We start from the raw sequence: 17,872 nt of genomic DNA on the forward strand, positions 1-17,872 counted from the left end.
AAATACAACAACTACCGAGATGAGCTGACCACGATGAATAACGACAGCATTTCCCCCGACCTCCTGCACAAGGGTTCGGCTGACGACGTTTTGATTGGCGCCCCCAGAGACGCGCTACCGCTGTATGTGAACGAAGCCCTGATCGAGGCCAACGGGCATAACCCGTTGGTGCGCAACTATGTCTCCTGCGCCACCCCGCAGCGCCGCTTCGAGATTGCGCCCGACCTGCAGAAGAAGAGCCGGATGGACGGCGTGGGCGCCGACGATGAATGGAACCGGGTGAGGGCGCTGCCTTACCAGAGCGTTGCCGCGCAATTGCAGTCGGCTGACGCCGGGATCGACAACCTGGAGTTTGCCGTCGCCGCCCTGTGCGAATCGATTCCGCCGATTCGCCGCGCCAGTTCGTTCCGCTTCATCAATAACGCTGACAACTACTTTTTCTACCGCAAGGCGCATGAACATGTGCCGGGGACGATGTTCATCGAAGCGGCGCGCCAGGCGGTCTATCACCACCTGTACCACCACACCGACCATGCGCGCGGCGCCGTCACCGTCAGCGTCAATGAGCTGAACGCGAGCTTCTTCGCCTACGCCGAGCTGATGTACCCGATCGAACTGGTGGTCGACAACATGACCCCGAGCGATGCCACGTCGCCGAAGAAAATCCATCTGCGGGTCGCGTTCTATCAGCGCCAGACGCTGTTCGCCACGGTCGACACCAAAGCCACCGTGATCGATATGCCGCTGTTCGAAAAGACCCGCAATATCTTCATTTACTCCAACGACTGGTTTGCACCGCTGCAGCCATCGAAGCTGGCCTGCACGATCAGCGACGCCAAGGGGCACAAGGTGCCGGTGCAGCTGTTGGGTCTGGGCAAGAGCGGTTGCGTGACGACCACGGCGGATCTACCCGACCCGGTGACCCTGAATATCGTCTACGAAGGCAAATTGAGTTTCACCACCCACGTGCGCCGCGCCGGGCAGGGCACACAGGCGGCGTGGGACTTTGCCGAGGTGGATTTCAATGGCCTGCAGGTGATCAGCGACATGATCAAGCGTGGCTTCGTCCACCTCGATGAGCCGGCCCTCGCGGCGCTGAAACAATGATCGTGGACAACCACAGCTTCCCGGCGGCCACGCAGGCGCTGCATTTCGGCGCGCAGGTGGTGGCGAAGAATCGGCTGTATTTTTCCTCGCTCGGCATGGACCTGTGTGACGAACACGGCTTCCCGCTGCCGGCGTTTTTCTCGGTCTATCAAGCCTTGATGGACGGCGGCGCCGGTTTTGGTTTTCTCGGCAATGCCAGCGTCGACGCCGATGCGCGCTACAACAGCCGAGGTCTGCGTCTGACCTCGGCGGCCCACGCGCAGGCCCTGCGTCCGTTGTTTGAAGCGGCGCGGGCGCGGGGTTTCCCGTTGGGAGTGCAACTGCAGCATTACGGGCCGCAGTCCCTGCCGTCGAAGCAGGGGATTATTCTGACCCCCAGCGCCATCGCGTCCCCGACCATCCTCAGCGCCTATCCCGAGGCACGGGCGGTGGCGATGACGGACGCGCAGATCCAGCGCTGCATCGAACAGTTCTGTGTCGCCGCCCGCTACGCGCAGCAGGCCGGCGCCACATTGATCCAGTTGCAGGCGTCCAACGGCTATTTGATCAGCAGCTTCCTATCGCCCAAGACCAACCAGCGCGAGGACGACTGGGGCGGCACGCCGCTCAAGCGCGCCAGGCTGTTGCTGGCGATTGTCGACGGCATTCGCCAGGCCACCGACCACAAGGTCGCGGTCACCGTGCGCCTGGGCATGGACGACGGCCTCGGCGCGCAAGGGCAGCACGCCGCGTTGCTGGGTGATGTCGTCGCCGCGCTGGAGGCCAGCGGGGTGGCGGCGATTACCTGTTCGCTGGGCATCAGCGAGACCTTCCGCTTCTTTTTCAAAAACACCGAACAGGCCCTGGCCATGTCGCGCGACGGCTGCCGCTATCTGAAGCGTTTCGTGCGAATTCCGCTGGGGTTTACCGGCTCGGTCGCGGACGTGGCGCAAGCCGATGAAATCATCGCCAGCGGCGATGCCGATTTCGTCGGGTTCGGCCGCGCCATGCTCGCCGACAACCACTTTGTTGCCAAGCAACTGGCGGGCCGAGCGGATCAGGTCAACCGCTGCCGAGGCGATGCCTTTTGCTTCCGCGACAAAAAAGACCCCATGGCCGAGCGCGTGTACTGCTGCGTCAATCCTGACTACCGACGGCCCGAACAACTACAACAGCACTATGAGGAAACCCTGAAATGAACTTCAACGCCAAGATCGCCCTCGTTGTCGGCGGCACACGCGGGATCGGTTTCGATGTCAGCCAGAAGCTGATCGACGCCGGCTGCATCTGCTACATCACCGGCCGCAACGAAGACGATGGCCTGACCGCGCAAAGTCGTCTCGGCGAAAACTGCACATTCATCAAAAGCGACGTCACCGATGAAGCCTCGGTGATCGAGCTGTTCCGCATCATCAATGACAAGCACGGTCGCCTTGATCTGGCCGTCAACAATGCCGGCGTTACGTCCAGGCATGCGCCGATCCGCGACATGGATTTCCCTGACTGGAAGCGCGTGCTGGAGATCAATCTGCTGGGCCCGCTGCTGTTGCTCAAGCACGAGACCAACCTGATCTCCAGACATGCCGGCGGCTCGATTGTGAACGTCTCGTCCTGCGCCGGTCTACTTGGGGTTGCCAAGCAAAGCGCTTACTCCACCAGCAAGGCGGCGCTGAACATGCTGACCCAGGTCTGCGCGATTGAATGCGCCGAAGAAGCCTTGCCTGAACGGCATTCGATTCGGGTCAACGCCGTGTGCCCCGGCCCGACGCTGGGCGGCATGAACTCCGAAGAGCGGCTGAAGGCCAACCCGGAATCGACCAAGCACAAGTTGCAGGTGACGGCGATGAAGCGTTTCGCCAATCCGGGCGAGATTTCCGCTGCGATCCTGTGGCTGTTGAGCGATGCGTCTTCGTTTGTCACCGGCACCGTGATGCCGGTCGACGGCGGTTTTTCCGCCGGTAAATTCTGATGCACACGGTCAAGCGCAATCCAGGCACGGGATCCCGCGAGAAGGGCAGGCAGCGGGTGTTCATCACCGGCGTGAGCAGCGGCATCGGCGAGGCGCTGGCGCAACTGCATCTGCACAACGGCCACACGGTTTTCGGTACTTCGCGGCGTCAGCCCTATGGCCTGATGGATCATCCGAATTTCCATTTTCGGCCGTTCGATCTCTCCCGGCCGAGCGAGATGGGCGAGCTGTTCAAGGACAACCTGGCCAGCGTTCTGGAGCAGGGCGTCGACAGAGTTTTCTTGAATGCCGGAGTCAGCGGAAACGTGCCGGGGCGTGGCGGGGAGTTTTCGCTGGACGAATTGCAGCATGTGCTCAACGTCAACGTGCTGGCCAACAAAGCCATTCTTGACCTGATGCTGTCGGCAGCACAGCGGCCGGCGACCTGCGTGCTGTCGGCCTCGATGGCCGGCGTGCGCTTTCGTGCGGGCACGTTGCCGTACAGCCTGTCGAAAGCCGCGTTGGCGGCATTGGCCGGCGTTTATGCCGAGGAGAATCCGGAAGTCTTCTTCGCCGTGCTCGGCCTGTGCAATGTCGACACCGGTCTGTCGCGGCAGGTGAGTTTCAGCCAGCGCACCGCCGACTTCGCCGACCTCAAGTCGCTGCAGCAACGGGCCCTGGCGCCCGGCTACATGGTCTCGCCGGCGCAACGTGCAAAAGACATTCTGGCGGTGATTGACGCGCCGGATGCCTACGGGATCAAGAGCGGGATATTCGTCGACATGCGCACGGCGCTGGCCGATCACCAGAAAGCCAATCAGCCATTGTCTCAAGCGTAGTGAACGCAGGGACCTGCATCAGCCAATAAAGGAATGTTGGAATGTTCAATCAAGTCAAAGCGCTGACCGAGTCAGCCGTTCGGCAACAGGATCTGTTGTTGAACACCCCGATCGATCTGTCCCGTGGCGAAGACAGCCGCCTCTACGGCGTGGACGGCAGCATCGACTCCCTGACCCTGGTATCGATCATCGTCGATGTCGAGGAAAAGCTGCGCAGTCAGCTGGGCGTCGACGTGCGTCTGGCCGACACCACCGACCTGCCCGAATCAGCCACGCCGTTTGCCACACTGGGCACGCTGATCGCCTACATCATGGACCGGTTGTCTGCAGCGCAAGCTCAGGCGCAAGCCGTTTGATCGAACGACGGGGGTTGGATATGCAAGTAGCAGCATTTATGGCTCATCTGAAAAGCGCCGGCAACCCACTGGCGATCGTCAGCGATGAGGGGCGTTTTACCTATGACCAGTTGCACGCGCAAATAACCGCGTACGGCGCGGAGCTGGCGGCAAAGTCCGTCCGCGATTCGTGCGTGCTGCTGGTCGACAACTACAGCTTCAACAGCGTCTGCATGTTGTTCGCGTTGTGGCTGCACAACAACGTGGTGGCGCTGTCGGTGCCCAAGGGCGAGGAGCAGCTGGCGCAATTGTCGGGTGCGGCGGGCGCGCGGTTTTCCGTTATCGGCGGGATGCCGGAGTTTGCGGTTATCCAGCACGCCAACAGTTTCGTGCCGACGACCGTAGACGGCCTGTTGTCGCAGCATCAGGCCGGCTTCATTGTGTTTTCTTCAGGCTCGACCGGCCCGGCCAAAGGCGTGGTACACAGCATCGCGCCGTTCTTCGAGCGCTACCTGGGTGCCGAGCGTTGCGGCGCGATTCTGGCGTTTCTGTTGTTCGATCACATCGGTGGGCTGGTCACTGTGCTGCAAGCGCTGGCGACCCATGGCACGTTGATCCTGCCCCAAGAGCGTTCGCCGCAAGAGGTCGGTCGCTGTATCGAGGCGTTCAACGTGCAAACCCTGCATGTGTCGCCGACGCTGCTGAATCTGGCGACGATCACCGGGGTCTTCCAGAAGTGGAACACCACCAGCCTGCAGCGCATCTACTTCGGCTCCGAACCGAGTTCGCCTGAGGCCATCCAACGTATCGCCAACCTCATGCCGCACGTGCAATTGCAGCAGCTGTACGGGATGTCGGAGATCGGCGTGCTGCCGTGCCGCAGCAAGGACGGCGACAGCGCGTGGATGAAGGTCGACGATCCGAAGTACAGCCTGCGGGTCGTCGACGGCATTTTGCAGGTGCGCGGGGCGACCAACATGCTCGGCTATCTGGGCAACGACGGTGACCTGTCGAGCGACGGCTACCTGATCACCCATGACCTGGCCGAAGAACACGAGGGCTACTTCCGGGTCACGGGGCGGGCAGTCGACCTGATCAATGTCGGCGGCAAGAAGGTGTTTCCGTCGCACGTGGAAAGCGTGCTGATGGGCCTGGAAAACGTCTCTGACGTGGTGGTCTACGCGCAGCCCAACCCGTTGCTCGGGCAGATCGTTGCGGCGCGGTTCACGCTGTTCGAGCCGGAAACGCTGGAGGCCTTCAAGGTCCGCTTGTATCAACACGTTCGCGGCGTACTGGCGCAGGAGCAACTGCCACGGGTGATCTCCATTGCCGAGACCCCGCTGTACACCAGCCGCTTCAAGAAAATGCGTCACCCCGGCGTTCTCGCCCAGTCGTGAGACCGGTTTACTCATCACGTTATAAGGAAATGACAAATGGTTGATCTGGTAAAAATGCGCGCAAGCATCGCTGAAATCCTGTTCATTCCACTGGCCGAGCTGCGCGGTGAAACCGTGCTGGAAAACAGTGACAACTGGGACTCGATGGCGCGAATCGGGATCGTCGCCCTGGTCTTCGAACAAACCGGCGTGAGCGTGTCGGGCGAAGAGATCGAGCGCGTGGTCACGGTGCAGGATCTGTTCGATCTGATCGACCGCAAAATCAAGGACGCCGCATGAGCCTGCTGACCATTGAAGGCGTCGCCATCCGTGCGGTCACGGCGGCGTTGCCTGAGCGCCGGGTGACCGAAGAGGACTTCGCCGAACTGTTCGGCGCCAAGGAAGTCGCGCGTATCGCCAAAAGCACCGGTATCCAGTCGATCCGCGAAACCAAAACCCTGCACACCTCCGACCTGATCATCGCCGCGTGCCGCAACCTGCTCGATCAAGGGCATGCTGCGGCAGCGGATATCGATGGCCTGATCGTGGTGACCCAGACTCCGGATTCGTGGGTGCCGGGCGTCGGGTTCATGGTGCAGCAGGCCCTCGGCCTGCCGCAGCATTGCCTGGTGCTGAATGTGGCGGCTGGCTGCTCCGGCTACATCAGTGCGCTGGTGCAAGCGGGCGCGCTGATTTCATCCGGGGCCTGCAAGAAGATCCTGCTGTGCACCGGCGACGTCACCACGCGAATCCTCGACGAGCGCGACCGCCACGTGAAAATGCTCTTTGGCGACGCCGCTTCGGCAACCTTGCTGGAGCCGGGTGCGGGCAAGTTCGAGTTCATCTGCGGCGCCGATGGCAGCGGCGGTGCGGCGCTGCAGTCCGACATCGCCTACGCCCGGGAGGAGGGCAGCCACGTCTGCGCGACCATCCAGCGCTTGCAGATGGACGGCACGGCGGTGATGAACTTTGCCCTGAACCGGGTCCCGCAGACCGTCAAGGCCTTGCTCGACGCCACAGGCTCGAGTGCTGCTACGCTGGACTTGCTGGTGCTGCACCAGGCGAATGAGTTCATGCTCAATTACCTGCGACGGATGATTGGTGTGGCGGCGGAAAAAATGCCGGTGGACATTGATGGCGTCGGCAACACCAGTTCCACCTCGATTCCGATCGTGTTGTCGCGCCATGCCACAATCGGCACGCCGCAGGCCGAGCACGTTGTGTTGTGCGGGTTCGGCGCCGGGTTGTCGTGGGGCGCGTTGAAGGTTGATCTGCGCCAGACGACCGCTGTGGCACGCTGCGAAGTACCTGAGAAAACCGCGCTGGCGGACACTCCGGCATCGATTGCCGGTGAGCGTTTGCAGGCCTGACCGCGACTGAACGGCGTTACACGGCACCTTTGCGGCGATGCCCGCATCGACCCGCAAAGGTGCCGCGCCCTGGTGCAAATCGTCTGATCACACGGAACCGCTGCTTCATGAACCGCACATTCTGCAAAGCCATTGGCATCATCGGGCGCAGGGATCATCGGCTGTGGGAATATCCTTCGCCATTTCTGCCGCTGTTCCAGTTTCACGAGTGCCACGAATCCGGTGCGATCCGTGCGCAGCCCGAAGACATCATCGCCGCCGTTTGCGCGCTGGACATGCGCGAGGACCGCGTGGTCGATGCGCTGCTATCGCTGCGCGAACTGCCGGGAAAACTACTGCGCAAGATCGGCAGCGGCGCGCCGCAGCAGGACACCGCGCCTTTCGGGTTTGACGCTTTCACCTTACTTGAACGCACGTCGTCCGAGGTGTCCCTGGGCCTGACCGGACGCTTCTGGCGCCCGGACCTGAAGACTGGCCACATCGCTGACGCGCAAGCGTTCAAGGCACTGGAAGACCCCAGCGCGGCGAAACTGGTGCTGCGTTTTCAGGTTATCGAACATCCCCGGAACGTCCGCACGTTGCGCACCGAAACCTTCGTCTATTGCGCCACCACGCGGACGAAAATGCTGTTTACCCCGTACTGGCTGCTGATCCGCCTGGCCAGCGGCTGGATCCGGCGGCGCAACCTTGCCTCCATCCAGCGGCAACTCTCTACGGGACGCACGGTGTAAAAACTCGCATCAATTGGTTACATTGATAACCTTTGCGAATCAGTCTCTGCGAGTTCCGCCATGGCCATCAACTTCGACCTCAACGACCTGCAAGCCTTTCGCGCTGTGGTCGAGCAGGGCAGTTTCCGCAAGGCCGCCGACACCGTGCGCCTGTCGCAACCGGCCCTGAGCCGACGCATCGAAAAGCTCGAAGACGCCCTCGGCGTGAAGCTGTTCGAACGCACCACGCGCAAGGTCAGCCTGACCCAGGCCGGGCGCGGTTTCATGCCCAGCGTCGAGCGTTTGCTCGATGATCTGGACGTGGCGCTGCTGGGCATCAGCGAAGTCGCTTCGACCCGGATGGGTCACGTCACCGTGGCCTGCGTGCCGTCGGCGGCGTACTACTTCATGCCGCGGGTGGTCGCCCGTTATCACCAGCAATTCCCGCGAATCAAAGTCAAAGTCCTCGATTCCAGCGCCCACGATGTGCTCAGCGCAGTGGTCAATGGCGAGGCGGATTTCGGTTTGAGTTTCATGGGCACCCAAGAGGTCAAAGTCGAATTCGAACCGCTGGTGCAGGAAAGCTATGTGGTCGCCTGCCGTCGCGATCATCCGTTGGCCGGACGCAGCAGCGTGACCTGGGACGAGTTCTATCAGCAGGATTACATCTCGCTGGACAAGACCTCGGGCAATCGTTTTCTGTTGGATCAGGCCTTGAGCAGTGTGGTGCCGCAGCGCTCGAGCATCTGCGAGACGCGGCATGTGACGACGATGATTGGTCTGGTGGAGGCGGGGTTGGGGGTGGCGGCCGTGCCGCTGATGGCGATGCCGGGGCCGGATCATCCGATCCTGACGCGGGTGCCGCTGACCGATCCGCAAGTGATGCGCAGTGTCGGCATCATCAAGCGCCGGGGTCGCACCTTGACCCCGGCGGCATTGGAACTGGAGCGGCTGGTGGTGGAAATGAAAGTCCAGCCGCCAACGATCAGCGCTTGATCGAGTCCAGACCGGTGGCCTGCACATCCGCCTGGGCGGCGGGTGCAGCGAGGTAGTCGAGCAGGGCCTTGGCCTCTTTTGGATGCTGCGCGACCACCGGGATGCCGGCGGCGAAGCGCGTCACCGACTGCACCGATTCCGGAATCTTCCCGACAAAACTCACTCCCGGCACTGGCAGCAATTCGCTGACCTGCTGGAAGCCCAGTTGATAGTCACCCGTGGCAACCACCGAACCGACCGGGACTTTCGGGACCATCTTCGCCTTAGGTTTCAGCTGATCTTCGACACCGAGTTTCTTGAACAACTGCTGCTCGATGTACACGCCGCTGGCGCTGTCGGAGTAGGCCACCGACTGGGCGTCGAGCAGGGTTTTCTTCAGGCCGTCGACGCTGCTGATGTCCGGTTTCGGCGCGCCTTCACGCACCACCAGGCCGATCCGTGAATCCGCCAGTTCGACCCGCGAGGCCGGGTCGACCTTGCCTTGCTTGATCAGATCATCGAGGGCGTAACCGACCATGATCACCACGTCGGCGTGCTCGCCGCGTGCCAAGCGGTTGGGGATCGCCTCCGGCGCCTTGCCCATCGACGGCCCGAGTTGGGTGTCGAGGGTGTTGCCGGTGGCCGCGGCGAATTTCGGACCGAGGATTTTATAGGCGGCGGTGAAGCCGCCCGAGGTCATCACGTTCAGTTGCTCCGCGTGGGCCAGGGCGCTGAAAGCGAAGAGGGCGACGGCGCTGAGATTGATCAGTTTTTTCAAGGTGATTGCTCCTTATGCGGCAACCGGTTGCAAACGGCCGCCTGCGCGACGGTACAGGTACAGCGTGGCGCACAACGCACACAGCGCGCCGACGCTCATCCAGTAACCGGGCGCGGCTTTGTCACCGGTGTACTGGATCAGGAAGGTCGACATCGCCGGGGTGAAACCGCCGAAAACCGCGGTCGCCAGGCTGTACGCGAGGGAGAATCCGGCCACCCGCACTTCCACCGGCATGATCTCGGTCAGCGCCGGAATCATCGCACCGTTGTACATGCCGTAGATGAACGACAGCCACAGCAGCGACAGCAACATGTGGCTGAAGCTGGGCGCCTGCACCAGGTACGACAGCGCCGGATAGGTAGTGGCCAGGGCCAGTAGCGACATGGCAATCAGCACCGGGCGACGACCGATGCGGTCGGACAACGCACCGCCAATCGGCAGCCAGAAGAAGTTCGACACGCCCACCAGCAAGGTCACCAGCAGTGCATCGGAGGTGCTCAGGTGCAGCACGGTTTTGCCGAAGGTCGGTGCGTACACGGTGATCAGGTAAAACGCAGTGGTGGTCAGCGCGACCATCAGCATCCCGCCGAGTACCACGCCCCAGTTCTGGCCGAGGGTGCGGAACACTTCGCGCATGCTCGGACGGTGTTTGCGTGCGGCGAATTCTTCGGTTTCCGCCAGGTTACGGCGCAGCACAAAGATGAACGGCACGATCAGGCAGCCGACGAAAAACGGAATCCGCCAGCCCCAATCGGCCACTACGCTCGGCGCCATCCATGCGTTCAGCGCGTAGCCCAAAGCAGCGGCGACGATGATCGCCACTTGCTGACTGGCCGACTGCCAGGCGGTGAAGAAACCCTTGCGGCCCGGGGTGGCGATCTCGGACAAATACACCGAAACCCCGCCCAGCTCCGCACCGGCAGAGAAGCCCTGCAACAGCCGCCCGACCAACACCAGCGCGGGTGCAAACAGACCAATGGTTTCGTATCCGGGCACCAGCACAATCAGGATCGTGCCGCTGGCCATGATCGACAGGGTGACGATCAACCCTTTGCGCCGACCGACATCATCGATGTACGCACCGAGCACGATCGCCCCCAGCGGACGCATCAGAAAGCCTGCGCCGAACACGGCAAACGTCATCATCAGGGAGGCGAACTCACTGCTCGCCGGGAAGAACACCGCCGCGATCTGCGTGGCGTAGAAGCCGAACAGAAAGAAGTCGAACTGTTCGAGGAAGTTGCCCGAGGTGACCCGGAAGATAGCGCCGGCCCGCGAGCCGCCATGTGGGATTGAGGCTGTCATAGAAAAGAACTCCACCGCTTTTATGACGTGCGCGACGTGGAAGCGGCGCACGGTTGTTATTGCGGTGGATGGTGGCGCAGGTGTAACTGGATGTTAATTGCATTATTGGCATGCATTGATGTGTAAAGCGGATCAATCCTGAAAACACCGCCTAACCTGTGTGAGCGAGCCTGCTCGCGAAGGCGTTGTGTCAGATAAAGCCATGCTGGAAGTGCCGGCCCTTTAGCCTGCACTCTCATTCAGGCTCGTTCCCGTGTCGGGCTCTGTGACCAGAAAGGGTGGCAGCGGGCAATCGAGCAGATCCGCCACCGCACGAAACAACTCGGCTTCCGCCACAGTGATCACCCCGTCATGCATCACACAGCGGGTCATGGCATTGAGCAGGGCGGGGCGCTCTTCCGGCATCAAATGGCGCAGGCGTTTGATGGCGGCTTCGAGCCCTTGCAGATCCTCAAGTTCGACCGGTAACTCCAGCGGTCGCTCGAACGGCAATCCCTCCCAGGCAAAGTGCAGCGCCTGCAACGCCACTGGCTGATTCTGCTGACCGGCGCGCGCCATCGCATTCAGCAGCACCAGCAGTTGTTCGGCGCACTGGAACAAACCGAACTTGAACTGAACCGCTGGCGCGCCCTCGACATTGCGTTCGACGATGCGCAGCAGTGTCCACTCCAGCAGCTCGGTTTCGTTGTCGGCGTCAATCAGCAGGTTCATGGTCTGCTTCATTTTCGCAAAAGGCTTTTTGCCCAGGCGTTTCAGGCTGGGAATCAGCAGATCCAGCAACGGCAGGCGCAGGCCCGGATTGAGTCGTGACAACGGCTCGCACAGGGTGTTGAGGGTGTTGAACAGCGTACGGTCGAGGCTCGACTCCAGCAGAGATAATTGCAGCGCCCGCAGCGAGTCGGAGCGCGACAACAACAGGCCGTATACCAACGCTTGAGCGCTGTCGGTACTGCGTGCCGCAAGTTTGAGCTTTTGTGGAATATGCTCCAGCACCCGGCGCGCTTCGATCAGATGTTCGGCGCGTGGCGCACCGATAGCGGCCACGGATGCCTGCACGGCGTTCATGTCGTACACCACGGACATCGCGGTGTCCGGCACGCCGCTGAAGGCATCCGACACCGGCAGCACGGTTCTGGCCACCATCGAGTCTTGTGGCGCAGCGGCAATTTTCACGAACGTGCCATCCCAGCCGGCGTCGATACGCCGGATTCGCTCGCTCAGATCCGGATGGCTGGACATCAAGTCAAAGCTTGAAGTGCCCGAACCGAAATACAGATGGCTGAACTCGGCGGCGCGCGCGGCGTTGATCTTCGCGCCCAACGCGTAGCCGCCGATCTTCTTCAGCGCACCGGCAATGCTTTGTGGATCACGGGTGTACTGCACCGCCGTTGCATCGGCGAGGAATTCGCGTTGCCGGCTGACCGCCGCTTTGATCAGATTGCCGAACACTGTCCCGCCATACCCGACGATGCACAGCACGGTTCCAAACATCACGGTGAGGATGGCAGGTTGAGTGCGATTGGCAGGGGAACGACGCACGTCATCCATGCCACGCAAAATGAAGCTGCCTGTGAGGCCGATCACCAGAATGCCGTGGACGACGGCGACCAGGCGGGTGTTCAAGCGCATGTCACCGTTGTAGATGTGACTGAACTCGTGGGCGATTACGCCTTGCAGTTCATCACGCGACAGCAGGGTGATGGCGCCCTGCGTCACACCGATGACCGCGTCTTGCGCGGTAAAACCTGCGGCGAATGCGTTGATGCCCAAGTCGGGCAGCAGATAGACCGAAGGCACGACGGTGCCGGACGCCAGAGCCATTTCCTCCACCACATTCACCAGGCGCTGCTCTTCGAGGGTCTGCGCGCTGTGATTGATCAACCGACCGCCCAGACGGCGTGCGACCACTTTGCCGCCGGCTGATAATTCGCCGTATTTCACCAGGCCGCCGACCAGCACAATGCTCGTCACCACCAGCGAAACGGTGGCGAACATTTGCCAGTTCAACTCAAGGTCCATGATCGTATTGCCGTCACCGTCGGAAACCGGCAGCGTCATCAGCAAGCACGACATGAGGATCAGGCTGAGCACGGCGAGGCCCATCAAAAAAACGAGCAGCACCGAGCGGCGCTTGGCCTGGCGCTGTTGCTGGAAGAAATTCATCGTAATGTCCGGAAGATGTCGGGTGCGCCTGTCGCATCGCGTTCAGGCGTGCTGGCGGTTACTGCGCGGACGGCACAGTAAACTGGCCGTCCCATTGCGGATCGATCCGCCGGATACGTACGCTCAGATCGGGATGGGTAGCGAACATGCGACTCAGCGTGGTCGAGACGCCTGTGCTGAAGTACAAATGACTGTACTCACCGGCCCGGGCAGCGCTGATTGACGAACCTTGAGCGCCGATTTTTTTCAGGGCGCCGATGAGCGCCTGAGGGTTGCGTGTGAATTGCACCGCACTGGCATCGGCCAGGAACTCGCGCTGGCGACTCACGCCAGCCTTGACCAGATTGCCAAAAAGATTGCCGATGAAACCGGCCAGACACAGCAAAAAGCCAGCGAACAACGCCAGCAGCATCAAGCGCACGTCGCGCTTTCCACCCTTGAGCAGGCTTGCCATCAACAGGCCGCCGGAAAGCCCTAGCACCAGAAGGCCGTGTACCACTGCCACGAGTTGCGTGTTCAGGCGCATATCGCCATTGAAGATGTGGCTGAACTCATGGGCAATCACCCCTTGCAGCTCTTCGCGAGTCAGCTGGGTGACTGCCCCCTGGGTCACGCCGATGACCGCGTCCTCAGGCGTAAACCCTGCGGCGAAGGCGTTGATACTTTGATCCGGTAACAGGTACACCGCTGGCATTACGCTGCCAGAGGCAATAGCCATTTCCTCGACAACGTTCATCAGCCGTTTCTCGCCCGGCGTCATCGCAAATCCGTTGAGCCAACGTCCGCCAAGCTTCTCGGCCACCACTTTGCCGCCCGCCCGTAACTCCCGGTATTTCAGGAGGCCGCCGATCACCACGATGCCGCCGACGATTGTTGCGATAACCCCCAGCGCCATAAAGGCATCCAGCAGGCTCCCGGTACCGCTCAGATAATCCTCAAAACCACTGAAGACGAAAGGCAGGCTCGTCAGACCGATCAACATGACAATGGACAGGATCATCATGTTGATCAGGCGCGCGGTCTGGTTTTTCGCCTGGCGTTGTTGTTCGAAGAAGTTCATCGGGCCTTCCGTGGGCAAGGGGGGTTAGAAAGAAACGTTGGGAGCCGTCTTGATCGCCAGAGTGTCGGCAAATTTGAGCGGTGCAGCATCATCGCGATGGCCGAAGCTGGGGGCTAACAACACGGTCGGAAAACTCTGCTTGAGGGTGTTGTAGGTCATCACCGCATCGTTGTAAGCCTGGCGGGCAAAACTCACTCTGTTTTCAGTACTGCTCAACTCTTCACTCAACTGCAGCATGTTCTGCGAGGCCTTGAGATCGGGATAAGCCTCCAGCGTGACATTCAGACGATCCACGGCGGTATTGAGCGCGCTGTCGGCCTGACCCAGATGTTCGATGTTTTGCGCGTTACCCGGTTGTGCCTGCGCGGCCTCAAGTACGGCCACCGCGGCATTGCGTGCCGCGATCACGGCTTCAAGGGTTTCGCGTTCGTGGGCCAGAGCGCCCTTGGCAATGGCAACCAGATTGGGGATCAGGTCGTAGCGGCGCTTGAGCTGGACTTCGACTTGCGCGAAGGCGTTCTTGATTTCGTTGCGGCGTGCGACCAGCGAGTTGAATACGCGCACCGCGTAGAGGGCGCAAAGACCGAGCAAAACCAGATTGACGACAAGATAGGTATTCACGGTGATGTCCTTGTTCACTCGGCGGGATTTTGCGCGGCATATTAGCGCAAAAGCACGCGTTGAGCCCGAATCCTGTAGGAGTGAGCCCGCTCGCGAAGGCGGTCTGCCTGCCAACGACAATCCCCGGGCAGCCCAGGCAAAAAAACAAGGAATGATTGCGTGACGTCGCAGTCGGAGTTCAGGTATCACCCATTTGAAGGAGGTTCACCGATGAACAGCAAAACCCTAATCGCCAGCCTGGCCCTCGTTGCCGGTATCGCCGGGCTCAGCCCACTTGTTCAAGCGGCGCAAACCTCAAGCGAACCTGCCGTCCAGTCCCCGACCAGCAACCGTGAATTGAAGGTCAACGACCGGGCGCCAGACATTTATCAGCGCAGCGACAAAGCCTTGAAAAACTGGAAACAGAAAGGCTTGAAAGCACCGATCGAACAGGCGCAGTGGGTGCAAATCAACGACAAGTACGTGATGGTCATGATCACCAACGGCACCATCGTCGAGATGCAACCTGTCGAGCGTTAAGCCCCGATTCAAAGGCCCTGCGCATGCACCCGTGCAGGGCTCTCACCCCCCAGCCGATACTGATTATTCCCACTGCGCTTGGCCTCGTACATCGCCAGATCGGCAATGTGCAGCAGCCGGTCCATGGTCGGCGCATGATCGGGAAACACCGCCACCCCCAGACTGGTGCCGATGTGGCGCTGGTCGTTACCGATGCTGATCGGTGGGGACAGTTCGATGAAAATTTTCTGGCAGATGCTGCGCGCTTCATCCTGCAGGTTGAGGCTCGGGGCCAGGCCTTGCAGGATCACCACGAACTCATCGCCGCCGATGCGCGCGACGGTGTCAGTGGCGCGCAGGATGCGTTTGAGGCGGGTGGCGGTGGTGATCAATACGCGGTCGCCGGCGGCGTGGCCGTAGTGGTCGTTGATGTTTTTGAAACCGTTGAGGTCGACGAACACCAGCGCCACCCGGGTATTGGTTTGTCGCGCCTGATCCAGGGCTTCGGACAAGCGCTCCTCCAGCACCAGACGATTGGGCAGGCCGGTCAACGGGTCGTAGTGGGCGAGGTGTTGGAGGTAACTGGCCGAGGCCTTTTCTTCGGTGATGTCGCGCACCACGCCCATCATCTTGATCACCGCGTCGTGGTCGTTGCGCACCACGTTGCCGGTCTCGCGCAACCAGCGAATCGTGCCGTCGGGCCAGACCACGCGGTATTCCTCATCGTGGTTTTCGCCGGTCTCCAGGCAACGCAGTTCACCTTCACGTACGCGTATGCGGTCGTCCGGATGCACGCAGGAGCAGAACAGCGCATAGGACGGGGTGATCTCGCCGATCTTGAACCCGAACATGCCGTAGATCGCGTCAGACCAGTACAGCCGATCGGTGTCGACTTCCCAATCCCAGGTGCCGATGCGCGCAAAGTACTGACTGCGCTTGAAGCGCTCGGCGTCGTTGTCCTGATGGATGCTCCGGCCTTCGGCGGCGCGCGCCAGCAGCTCACGGTATTCCGCCAACTGACGGCGCAAATCACGCTCGCGCAAAACCAGCACGACAATCACCGCAAGCATGACCACACCAACGGCAAGGCCGATCCACAGTTGAATCATTGGGGCGTTGCCAGCATGACGAGTCGATCCGTGAAGTAATGGCGGTTGGCTATGTTAATTCTTCGTCACTCACTTCGGATACAGCGTTGATCTGCGTCTGCGGGTTGCCAATCACGAACAATTCTGGGAAAACGGCCGCCAGCTGAACAATAGAGTGAATGTCATGAATGATGAACTGCAGGTAATCGATCTCCAGACGGGCGAGGGCAAAGCCGCCGTCAAAGGCGCGCTGATCACCACCCATTACACCGGTTGGCTGGAAGACGGTACAGAGTTCGATTCTTCCCACAGCCGTGGCAAACCTTTTCAGTGCGTGATCGGCACCGGTCGGGTAATCAAGGGCTGGGATCAGGGGCTGATGGGCATGCAAGTGGGCGGCAAGCGCAAACTGCGGGTGCCGGCGCATCTGGGGTATGGCGAGCGGACGATGGGCAAGATTCCGCCGAATTCGAATCTGGTGTTCGAGATTGAGTTGCTGGAGGTTTTGACGCGGGAGGATTGAGGGGGGTAAACACCGATCAATCAATTTCCATGTAACCTGTGGCGAGGGGATTTATCCCCGATAGACTGCGCAGCAGGCCTTTTTGGGGCATCGCGCCGCGATCCATCAACCCCTCGCCATTTTTACTCAGGCAACCATAGCAATCTCGTCCAGCGTGTCAGCCACAGTCCTTTCAAGTGACGGAAACCGCCGTTTTACTCGGTGCAGCGCGGGCAGCACAGCCTCCATCTCAAGCTCATCGAGTTTCCCGAGAGCGGCCAACGCCGAGGCCACAATTGTTTCTCGCTCGCTTTCAAACAACACCAGGCATGCGTTCTGCGCCCAGCGGCGATCTCGTTCGTTGAGGCCCATGGCGACTAATGCGGCGACGACGTGGGTATCTGGTTTATTGGCCATGTGAAATTCTCCTTTGCGCCGCTTGCCTTGTGGCGAGGGAGCTTGCTCCCGCGGGGTTGCGAAGCGACCCAAGCCCCATCGATCCGATTCGGATCCGGATTTTCGACTGCCGTGCAGCCGAGCGGGAGCAAGCTCCCTCGCCACAGGTGAGCGTTTTAATTTCTGGTGGAGGGTTCGAGGTTGTCGAGGGCGCGGTTGATGTAGCCTGCTGGATGATGCCGAAATGATGCTGCGTTTTTCAGCCCGACATCGCCAGCAGGCTGGCTCCCGCAGGGGATTTGTGTCGGGCGCGGAACCTGGCAACGCCGCCGAACACCTGTAGGAGTGAGCCTGCTCGCGATGGGGCCGGCACCTCCAGCATCTATGTCATCAGCCACACCGCTATCGCGAGCAGGCTCACTCCTGCAAGGGGATTGAAGTCGCTGGCAGAATCCCGTTCATCCCTTAAAGACCAAGCCGCGCTTGCGATTGCCGAAGCCATCGGCGACCATGCGCGCCATATAGGGGTAGGGGGTATAGGTATGTCGCACATTCACGAACACAAAGACGAGTTGCTCAACCGCGTCCGGCGCATTGCCGGGCAAGTGCAGGCCGTTGAGAAAGCACTTGAGGGCGATGCCGATTGTGCCAAGACCTTGCACCTGGTGGCGGCGATTCGCGGGGCGGTCAATGGTTTGATGGAACAGTTCATCGAGGCTCACACCCGCGAGCACGTGGCTCATCCCGACCTCAGCGACGAACAGCGCGCCCAGGGCGCTGAAGATCTGCTGCAAGCCATCCGCCGTTATTCCAAATAGAGCA

Annotated in this window: 20 protein-coding genes; 13 read left to right on the plus strand and 7 right to left on the minus strand. The window is 60.9% G+C overall.

Annotation, left to right across the window (positions count from 1 at the left end; genetic code table 11):
• Positions 1-33 precede the first annotated feature (33 nt).
• The 10 genes from NN484_RS21125 (at position 34) to NN484_RS21170 (ending at position 8,660) form a co-directional block, all read left to right on the plus strand.
• Positions 34-1,107, plus strand: coding sequence for an AfsA-related hotdog domain-containing protein (locus NN484_RS21125; RefSeq protein ID WP_274657784.1), 1,074 nt, complete (start codon positions 34-36; stop codon positions 1,105-1,107).
• Complete coding sequence (locus tag NN484_RS21130) at positions 1,104-2,285, plus strand: oxidoreductase (protein ID WP_274657786.1); 1,182 nt, start codon at positions 1,104-1,106, stop codon at positions 2,283-2,285. The genes NN484_RS21125 and NN484_RS21130 overlap by 4 nt, the downstream gene beginning before the upstream one ends.
• Positions 2,282-3,055, plus strand: coding sequence for an SDR family NAD(P)-dependent oxidoreductase (locus NN484_RS21135; protein WP_274657787.1), 774 nt, complete (start codon positions 2,282-2,284; stop codon positions 3,053-3,055). The genes NN484_RS21130 and NN484_RS21135 overlap by 4 nt, the downstream gene beginning before the upstream one ends.
• Positions 3,055-3,873: an SDR family oxidoreductase gene (locus tag NN484_RS21140; RefSeq protein ID WP_127650952.1), complete on the plus strand. Its 819-nt coding sequence runs from the start codon at positions 3,055-3,057 to the stop codon at positions 3,871-3,873. Before NN484_RS21135 ends, NN484_RS21140 begins: the two co-directional genes overlap by 1 nt.
• Positions 3,874-3,914: 41 nt before the next feature.
• Entirely contained in the window at positions 3,915-4,229 is a 315-nt protein-coding gene (locus tag NN484_RS21145) for a hypothetical protein (protein ID WP_127650951.1), read from the plus strand.
• Between the two features lie 38 nt (positions 4,230-4,267).
• A complete protein-coding gene (locus tag NN484_RS21150; RefSeq protein WP_274657788.1) occupies positions 4,268-5,605 on the plus strand; it encodes a class I adenylate-forming enzyme family protein in 1,338 nt (445 codons plus the stop codon).
• A gap of 36 nt (positions 5,606-5,641) precedes the next feature.
• Positions 5,642-5,884, plus strand: coding sequence for an acyl carrier protein (locus tag NN484_RS21155; protein ID WP_274657789.1), 243 nt, complete (start codon positions 5,642-5,644; stop codon positions 5,882-5,884).
• Positions 5,881-6,954 carry a 3-oxoacyl-ACP synthase III family protein gene (locus NN484_RS21160; RefSeq protein ID WP_215500881.1) on the plus strand — a complete coding sequence of 358 codons (1,074 nt, stop codon included), beginning with the start codon at positions 5,881-5,883 and terminating at the stop codon, positions 6,952-6,954. Before NN484_RS21155 ends, NN484_RS21160 begins: the two co-directional genes overlap by 4 nt.
• Before the next feature lie 107 nt (positions 6,955-7,061).
• A complete protein-coding gene (locus NN484_RS21165; protein ID WP_215500880.1) occupies positions 7,062-7,685 on the plus strand; it encodes a hypothetical protein in 624 nt (207 codons plus the stop codon).
• Between the two features lie 60 nt (positions 7,686-7,745).
• Entirely contained in the window at positions 7,746-8,660 is a 915-nt protein-coding gene (locus NN484_RS21170) for a LysR family transcriptional regulator (RefSeq protein WP_215500879.1), read from the plus strand.
• Here the strand turns inward: NN484_RS21170 and NN484_RS21175 are convergent.
• The 5 genes from NN484_RS21175 to NN484_RS21195 all read right to left on the minus strand — a co-directional run bounded on the left by NN484_RS21175 (position 8,650) and on the right by NN484_RS21195 (position 14,566).
• Positions 8,650-9,417 (minus strand): substrate-binding domain-containing protein, encoded by a 768-nt coding sequence (locus NN484_RS21175; RefSeq protein WP_274657790.1) that lies wholly within the window; start codon positions 9,415-9,417, stop codon positions 8,650-8,652. The two genes, NN484_RS21170 and NN484_RS21175, sit on opposite strands and share 11 nt — an antisense overlap.
• Positions 9,418-9,429: 12 nt before the next feature.
• On the minus strand, positions 9,430-10,722 hold the full coding sequence (tcuC, locus tag NN484_RS21180; RefSeq protein WP_127650944.1) for an MFS transporter: 1,293 nt from the start codon (positions 10,720-10,722) through the stop codon (positions 9,430-9,432).
• Positions 10,723-10,944: 222 nt separating this feature from the next.
• Positions 10,945-12,885, minus strand: a complete 1,941-nt coding sequence (locus NN484_RS21185) for a M48 family metallopeptidase (RefSeq protein ID WP_274657791.1) — start codon at positions 12,883-12,885, stop codon at positions 10,945-10,947.
• Positions 12,886-12,943: 58 nt separating this feature from the next.
• Positions 12,944-13,945: a M48 family metalloprotease gene (locus NN484_RS21190; RefSeq protein WP_215500875.1), complete on the minus strand. Its 1,002-nt coding sequence runs from the start codon at positions 13,943-13,945 to the stop codon at positions 12,944-12,946.
• Positions 13,946-13,969: 24 nt separating this feature from the next.
• Positions 13,970-14,566 carry a LemA family protein gene (locus tag NN484_RS21195; protein ID WP_425518793.1) on the minus strand — a complete coding sequence of 199 codons (597 nt, stop codon included), beginning with the start codon at positions 14,564-14,566 and terminating at the stop codon, positions 13,970-13,972.
• A gap of 210 nt (positions 14,567-14,776) precedes the next feature.
• Between NN484_RS21195 and NN484_RS21200 the strand changes: the two genes are divergently transcribed.
• Complete coding sequence (locus NN484_RS21200) at positions 14,777-15,085, plus strand: RcnB family protein (RefSeq protein WP_274657792.1); 309 nt, start codon at positions 14,777-14,779, stop codon at positions 15,083-15,085.
• An 8-nt stretch (positions 15,086-15,093) separates the two neighbouring features.
• On the opposite strand, the gene NN484_RS21205 is transcribed toward NN484_RS21200, so the two are convergent.
• On the minus strand, positions 15,094-16,173 hold the full coding sequence (locus NN484_RS21205) for a sensor domain-containing diguanylate cyclase (protein ID WP_274657793.1): 1,080 nt from the start codon (positions 16,171-16,173) through the stop codon (positions 15,094-15,096).
• Positions 16,174-16,336: 163 nt separating this feature from the next.
• On the opposite strand from NN484_RS21205, the gene NN484_RS21210 reads away from it, so the two are divergent.
• A complete protein-coding gene (locus NN484_RS21210) occupies positions 16,337-16,675 on the plus strand; it encodes an FKBP-type peptidyl-prolyl cis-trans isomerase (RefSeq protein ID WP_215500873.1) in 339 nt (112 codons plus the stop codon).
• Positions 16,676-16,801: 126 nt separating this feature from the next.
• Here NN484_RS21210 and NN484_RS21215 read toward each other — a convergent pair whose 3' ends face one another.
• Positions 16,802-17,071 (minus strand): hypothetical protein, encoded by a 270-nt coding sequence (locus NN484_RS21215; RefSeq protein WP_274657794.1) that lies wholly within the window; start codon positions 17,069-17,071, stop codon positions 16,802-16,804.
• Positions 17,072-17,592: 521 nt separating this feature from the next.
• Between NN484_RS21215 and NN484_RS21220 the strand changes: the two genes are divergently transcribed.
• Complete coding sequence (locus NN484_RS21220; protein ID WP_102357456.1) at positions 17,593-17,868, plus strand: metal/formaldehyde-sensitive transcriptional repressor; 276 nt, start codon at positions 17,593-17,595, stop codon at positions 17,866-17,868.
• The last annotated feature ends 4 nt before the right edge of the window (positions 17,869-17,872 follow it).

Origin of the sequence: Pseudomonas serboccidentalis (assembly GCF_028830055.1) — a bacterium.
Lineage (GTDB): Bacteria > Pseudomonadota > Gammaproteobacteria > Pseudomonadales > Pseudomonadaceae > Aquipseudomonas > Aquipseudomonas serboccidentalis.